This window comes from Novosphingobium sp. LASN5T (assembly GCF_003856955.1).
Lineage (GTDB): Bacteria > Pseudomonadota > Alphaproteobacteria > Sphingomonadales > Sphingomonadaceae > Novosphingobium.
The window spans coordinates 1-6491 of sequence record NZ_RQSI01000098.1; the positions used below are offsets into that span (position 1 = coordinate 1).

Here is a 6491-nt window from a genome sequence, read left to right on the forward strand (position 1 = left end):
ACCCATATCGCGCCTGATCTACTCGCCCACGTCTCGCCGTTGGGATGGGAACACATCAATCTAACCGGGGAATATCGCTGGCCCAAATCCTTAGCGTAGGATTCCGCCCCCTCCCGCAAACGCCCCCTGGCTCCCCGAAGGAACGGGTCACGGCGGTCCCCTTCAGGGCTTCCGGTTCGGGGTGAAAATCATCACACTCAATACCGTTCAGTTCGCGCACCAACCGTTCCAGCACGACGGTCCCGACATCGCGCGCCAAAGTTAGGGGGAGGGCGGCCAGGTCTGCGGTCGTGTGGACGCCCAGCGGTCTCAGCCGACCAGCCAACGCCTTGCCCACGCCCCAGACCTCGCCGACAGGCCATTCGCGAAACAGCCGATCGCGAAGGGCCTGGTCATGAAGATCGACCACGCCGCCCCAGATTTTCTCGGTCGCCTTGGCGAGAGCATTGGCCACCTTCGATAAGGTGCGCGTCGGCCCCAGGCCGACCCGTGTCGGCAATCCGACACAGCGCAGAATGGCGGAGCGAACCTGATGGGCGCCGCGAACATTCCCTAGCCCGTTGGCCAGCACCGGAAGCCGGAAGAAGCTCTCATCGATCGAATATACTTCGACCACATCGCTATGCTCGGCGATTACGGCATTGAAGCGCCGGTTCAGGTCGGCGTAGAGTTCGTAATTGCTGCTGCGAAGCTGGATGCCGTGCCGCTTGATTGTATCGCGGATTTTAAAGATCGGATCGCCCATCTTGATGTGCAGAGCCTTGGCTTCCTCGCTGCGCGAGATAGCGCATCCATCATTATTGGACAGGACGATGAGCGGCACGTTCCGCAGGCGCGGATCGAAAAGTCGTTCAGCGCTGACATAGAAATTCGACACGTCCACGATGGCCCAGCTCATGGCGGAGTCACCGTTGGTAATCCCGCACACTGGCCCGTACCACGCCCCATACCTCGACGGCATCATCCGCGACCGTCGCCGCGTAGGACATCCGAGAATTGCGCGCCTCCAGAAAGGGCACGCCCTGCCTGACGGCAAGCTGCCGGACAACGAAGCCCCCTTCGACAATGGCAATGACGATATGACCGTTGCTCGGCGTGACGTCCCGATCGACCACCACCACGTCATTATCGTGCAGCCCTGCGTCGACCATGCTCGACCCGCTGATGCGGAACACGAAGCTGGCGGCGCGATCAAGCCGCAGCAATTCTATCAGGCTGATAGCGTCATCTGCCCAATCCTGGGCGGGGCTTGGAAAGCCGGCTCCCGCCGCGCCGATGATCCGAAGCCGAAGCCCCGATGATACCGCCGCGATCGGGACCGGCTGCATCGGCGGCAGCAGCATGATGATTCCCTTCTCGGCGGAGGCTTATAGCGCCAATGAGAACGTAAAGGGAACATAATTGCGATGGATGGTGGCGATATCCAATAGGTGAGGGCGCGGATAGAGGAGGCCGTCAGGGCAACCAGCCTTTAACCGGGCATCGTTTACCGTGACACGATGTCTCGCCGGTCCTCCTTCGATCATGCCTCGCGCAACGGGCGTCGCCATACCAAGGCGCGCCGATCGGAACCGAAACCTATCTCGTTGGAAGCGAAGCTGCTGGGTGCGGCTGCTGTGCTGGGGGCCTTCGCTGGTTTGGGGTCGATCGCGGCCAGCCCCGGTGGAAGGCAACAAATAGTGTCGGCTGCACATTCCGTTGCCGTCAGCGCCGGCATTGCTCGCGCTCGCGCACCGCAAGCTGGCGATTACTGGCCTGGGTGCGATGCAGCTCGGGCGGCGGGCACCGCGCCAATCTATCGTGGCGAGCCAGGCTATCGATCTGGTATGGACGGAGATGATGACGGGATCGCCTGCGAACCCTATCATGGCAACTGACATCGGCGTCGGGACTGAGTTTCAGTTCACGAAGCGGCCTTTATGAACTGAAACGGTTCTTCCTAAAGCCTCGAATATTGCTTGAAAATCGCCGGAAACCCGCCATTTATTGACCCAATCAGTAGGGAACGGCGCAAAACTGTCTCTAGATAACAATGCGGTGAGATGCTTTTTTTTGCAGCGTCGACCGATTTTGGTCCTGAGTTGGAGTTTTCGCTGTGTCTTCCATTTCCGATTTGCTCGCCCTTTTGCCCACCATCCCACTCGCGCATGTGATCGCCCTTCTGAGTGTCGGGATTCTCGCACTCGCGTTTTTCACGGTTCACGCCGTTCTCACACTCGCCAAGGGACGGGATAAGTAATGGCTCCGCCTTGGGCAGGCCCCAAAATGCAACCATGGGCAAAGTTGCCCACGGCCTGGATCATCACCGATGAGTTGAAAGCCTTCCGTTGGAAGGATCGGCGGGGCGGACATGAGACCGCTGCGCTGATGGTGCTGGCCATTATCGCCCATCACGCCGAAACCGACACCGGCATCGCCAAACTGTCCTATATCGAGCTGGCGGCGAAGGCAGGCATCAGCAAGGCGTCGGTATCGGCCGCGCTGACCATCTTGGAAGAGCGGGGGCTAATTACGCGCGGCTCGGAAGGGAAGGGAACGTTGGGGATCGCCAACTATAACCCGACCGCTGGTTGGACGAAGTTTCCCGCCCGCGGCCTGTATAGCGGTGGCGTCGTGGCGGCATTTCAGCACTTCACGCTGCGCAACAAGAATGAGCTGTTCGCGATGAAGCTCTATTTCCTGTTCGCAGCGTTCCGGGACAATGACAGCAATTATGCCAGCATCAGCTACGATAAGATCGTGGAGAGGACCGGCATTGCGCGGGAAAGCGTGCGGGCGGGGATTTCCCTGCTGGCTGCCAATGGTCTTATCCATGTCGATAGTGCCCCGGCATGGCCTGGCGGGTCGGGCGCGGGCACCGCGCACCCCGTCCATAATCGCTACCGGCTGACCCATCTCGACAGCTATCGGCACCCCGGCACTTCTGGGCGCAGTGATGATTCTTCGGCAGCCGCAGGCTGACAGGCGCCGCGCGACCTTGGGAGCGCGGCGCCAGCGCCGCGATCAGCGGCGCAGCGCGCTGCCCGCCACGGGGGCATCGCGCCGGGCAGCGACCAGCAGAGCGGGGACGGCTTGCGCCGCCCCCAGCCATTCACGCCAATTCGTCTGCGTCCTCGTCGGCATCGATATTCTCTAGATCGTCGCCAGCCTCATCCTCGTCCGATTCCGGCTTATCAAATGCGCCGATCCGCATCGGTTCGGGCAACCACTTGCCGGGCAGGCGGCCCGATACATTGACGGCAAGGTCCGACTTCTTCTTGATGGTCGCGCAGTTTTCCGCACTGGCTTCGCCCACTTCATCACGCAGAAGGGTAATGAGCGAGGCGCGCTTCATGCGGTCGAACACTGCGATGGGGGCCGACCAGCGATCCGAGATATCAACCTGCGATGCTTTGGCGATCTGCTCGAACTGATGATGCCGATCCGAAGGGCAACCGCCCGAAAATACGGTGCCGTCCACCATCATCGCGACCAATCCCGCCAGCAATGTCATCTTGTCGTCGGGAGCCATGGCGCGGATCGCCTCAAACCGGCCCTCGGTCGGCAGCGCCGCAAAGCGTGTCGCCATCACCTCTTCGACAGGACGAACATCGCTCGTCGCCATCATTTCGTCAGGAACATCGGTCTTGACGGCCTCGGCCTTCAATTCAAGCGCCTGCCGGAAGCTGTAGGCACCATGAAGCAACTGACCGGATAGAGAGTCCAACAGAATATCCAGCGCCAGCGATGGATTGGCGGCAACCGCCTCCTGCACGATCTGCGTCTTGATCCGGGTCAGGTCGGCAAACAGGCTATTGGGGTAGAGAGGGGCAGGGCCGTTTGCCCCGCCGGTCGCTTTTACCGACTTTTCCGCCTTCGCCCGATAGATGCGCTCGGACACGGACCCGTCGCGAGAAATCCACAGTGCCACACCACCGACAGCCTTCTGATCGGCATTGTAGGAGCGCAACCCCTCCACAATGGTTTCCCGTTCCACGGCTAAGGACTCGATCCTGTCGCTATCCTCGCCTTCCTCTTCCGCTATTGCCTCGATCTGGGCGTCCAGTTCCGCCATCCGCGCCGCTTCCGTCTCGCTGGGTTCGCGCTCGGCAGGGTAGAGATAGCCCTTGTTGTAGAGGTCATAGGGCTGGTCGAATGTGGCCGTCACTTCCAGCCAGCCAATAGCCCGATATTCATCGGCAATGCCGTCCAGCTTGGCTTGAGCCAGTTCCTCTACGATCTCCGGCTGATCGGCATATCCGCCATCTCCCTGCGAAAACAGGTCGGGGGTGATGGTGCCGCCCTGATCGGCATAGGCATCGCGACCGATGAACAGAAACGCGCCGCTCTGGGTCGTCAATTTCTCCTGCGTAAGCATGGAACGGATGCTGTGGGCTTGGCCGTTCGACGCTTTGAAAACGCGAAGCTGCTCGGCGTGATCGTCGGAGAGGGTGAGCGCCTTTGCCGCCTCAAGGGTAAGCTGGTCTTTGGCGAGGATATCGATCAGCTTCGGATTGAGCGCGGAAAGCCGCAGCATCTTGGAGACATAGCTTTCCGCATAACCGAACCGGCCTGCGATCTCGGACGCGGACAAGCCGACATCGCGCAGCGACGCAAAGGCGCGGATACTGTCAGCAGGGTGCATATTCTCACGCGCACTATTTTCGGCAAGCGACAGTTCAATCGCCTCCTCCTTGGTCCGCACCTCGACGGGGAAAAGATCGTTGTTGGTGATCTTCTTGCGCTTCACCATCACTTTGAGGGCACGATAGCGCCGCCCGCCTGCGAACACCCAGAACAGTTCATCTTCCTCATAGGCGACGAGGTTCTGCAACATGCCGTGCGCGGTAATATCGTCGGCCATGGACTCGATGGCGGAAGGCTTCACCCGGCGCGCATTGAGCGGGGAAAGGCGAAGCTGCGACAGCTTGATGTCGATGATAGCCATGATGTGATCTCCTGAAAATCCGTGTCTTGGTGGGGAAGGGGAGGGTCAGCCCTCCAAGGTCGCCAGTTCATCGAACTCGGCTGATGCGCGCTGCGCGGAGTCTCCGGCATAGATCGCGCCGGTACGGGGATAGAAGAACACCCGTTCCCCCTTCTTGTAGGGGGTGCCGCCCACGCCCAGCCCATCGGCTTTCGCGCGCTTCCAATAGGGATCGCCCCGATATCGTTTGTAACTCATTGCCTACTCCTTTCCGGCTGCAAGCCGCTGCCTGCGGCATGCGGCTCTGCCTCTCCGGCGAGGAGCGGGATGGGGAGGGAGGGCAAAAATCGACCGCTGGCGCGGGCGGGCCGCCTAGTCAGGTCGACGCCCGCAGGGCGTCGGGCACCTGGGTTGGCGGACTACACGGGCGGTCTATTTTTGTTCGGGAACGAAAGGGCAGCAGCCCTTGGTGTTCCCCGCCTCAATGGCCTTCCGGGGGAAGGACTGCGGGGCCAGACCGAATGACGCCTATGTCCAGAGCGCCGGTGAAATGTTACCCAGCGTGCTGCACACAGGGGCCGGAATATGGCATCAGGGGAAACGACAAGATAATGGCAACCGCCGATGAAATGGCGATGCTTGGCGTCTATCAGCGATTGATGGTGGAAGCGAAAGAGCGCGCCATGAGTATCAATGCCCTGACTGGCGACCAGCGAGGTATTCCTTCTCCATTGGTGCATGAATATGGCATCCTGCAGATACGTATGCTGTGCGAGATTATTAGACTTTCATGTCTCGTTGCTCATGGCGATTTGGTCGCGAAGGCTAAGCCAGATCTCCGTAAGGCATTCGCTCCCGGTCAAATATTCGCTGAGCTAGAGAAAATGCACGATGACTTTTACCCTGTGCCAATGAAGCCGGAAAAAACCGAATATGGTTGGCACATGGCTGAGTATGACGGTGCGGCTTATATGACAAAGAGTGAGGTAGCCGGGGTTTGGGGCAAATGTGGTGATGTGCTGCACCGGGGCCATCTCAAGAAACTGCTGAAAACGAACAGCCCAGTGCAAAATCATTTCCTGGATCTGCAACAGTGGGGGCAAAAGATCATGAATCTTCTCAGCGCTCACCGGATCATCACGCAGAGCCGAAATCTGGCGTTCGTGTGCTTGCTTGAGGACAGTAATGGTGAGGTCAATGTCGCGCTGGGGGAAGCGGGGAGGGAGCCGGACCCCGGCTTGACTGGTAATGCGGCATGAGTGCCAGAGGCATACGGATCGTTATCGACAGCAATCGGATGCAAAGTGATGAGTTGCGAGCATTTCTGTCAATGTCTCCCAATAACAAGGCAGTTCTGACCGACTATGCGGCGATGGAGGCCTTTCAAGGCAACACGCTGGTATCGATCCAGGCATCTTGGTCTGTGCTGCGTGATTTTCCAAAACAGATACTGGCCTTAGAGCCCGAGCGGAAAGTAGTTGAGCGATATCAGCAGGATGTGATTCACCGTCGTTGTCGAGACGAATGGAGAAGCACATGGCCTGGACTGATACCGCCCGGCGGCAGCATATGCGCAATGGGCCGG

At 59.6% G+C, this 6491-nt stretch carries 8 protein-coding genes and 2 pseudogenes; 5 read left to right on the forward strand and 5 right to left on the reverse strand.

Annotated features, from left to right (window positions below; translation table 11 throughout):
* Positions 1-185 (forward strand): annotated as a pseudogene (locus EH199_RS25165) (hypothetical protein); the annotation flags it as partial.
* Here the strand turns inward: EH199_RS25165 and EH199_RS24075 are convergent.
* Both EH199_RS24075 and EH199_RS24080 read right to left on the reverse strand, forming a co-directional pair.
* Positions 128-898, reverse strand: a pseudogene (locus EH199_RS24075) (Y-family DNA polymerase); the annotation flags it as partial. The pseudogenes EH199_RS25165 and EH199_RS24075 overlap by 58 nt on opposite strands.
* 7 nt (positions 899-905) lie before the next feature.
* A complete protein-coding gene (locus tag EH199_RS24080) occupies positions 906-1343 on the reverse strand; it encodes a LexA family transcriptional regulator (protein WP_124811549.1) in 438 nt (145 codons plus the stop codon).
* 156 nt (positions 1344-1499) lie between these two features.
* On the opposite strand from EH199_RS24080, the gene EH199_RS24085 reads away from it, so the two are divergent.
* Positions 1500-1877 (forward strand): excalibur calcium-binding domain-containing protein, encoded by a 378-nt coding sequence (locus EH199_RS24085; protein ID WP_124811550.1) that lies wholly within the window; start codon positions 1500-1502, stop codon positions 1875-1877.
* A 62-nt stretch (positions 1878-1939) separates the two neighbouring features.
* Here EH199_RS24085 and EH199_RS24570 read toward each other — a convergent pair whose 3' ends face one another.
* Positions 1940-2275, reverse strand: coding sequence for a hypothetical protein (locus EH199_RS24570; protein ID WP_190287419.1), 336 nt, complete (start codon positions 2273-2275; stop codon positions 1940-1942).
* Between the two features lie 8 nt (positions 2276-2283).
* Here EH199_RS24570 and EH199_RS24090 point away from each other — a divergent pair, with 8 nt between their 5' ends.
* Complete coding sequence (locus EH199_RS24090; protein ID WP_190287420.1) at positions 2284-2961, forward strand: helix-turn-helix domain-containing protein; 678 nt, start codon at positions 2284-2286, stop codon at positions 2959-2961.
* Between the two features lie 130 nt (positions 2962-3091).
* On the opposite strand, the gene EH199_RS24095 is transcribed toward EH199_RS24090, so the two are convergent.
* A complete protein-coding gene (locus tag EH199_RS24095) occupies positions 3092-4927 on the reverse strand; it encodes a ParB/RepB/Spo0J family partition protein (protein ID WP_124811552.1) in 1836 nt (611 codons plus the stop codon).
* 45 nt (positions 4928-4972) lie between these two features.
* Complete coding sequence (locus tag EH199_RS24100) at positions 4973-5164, reverse strand: hypothetical protein (protein WP_124811553.1); 192 nt, start codon at positions 5162-5164, stop codon at positions 4973-4975.
* 353 nt (positions 5165-5517) lie between these two features.
* Between EH199_RS24100 and EH199_RS24105 the strand changes: the two genes are divergently transcribed.
* Positions 5518-6165 (forward strand): hypothetical protein, encoded by a 648-nt coding sequence (locus tag EH199_RS24105; RefSeq protein ID WP_124811554.1) that lies wholly within the window; start codon positions 5518-5520, stop codon positions 6163-6165.
* A partial coding sequence (locus EH199_RS24900; protein WP_223806917.1) for a hypothetical protein occupies positions 6162-6491 on the forward strand: 330 nt, incomplete at its 3' end. The genes EH199_RS24105 and EH199_RS24900, both read left to right, overlap by 4 nt.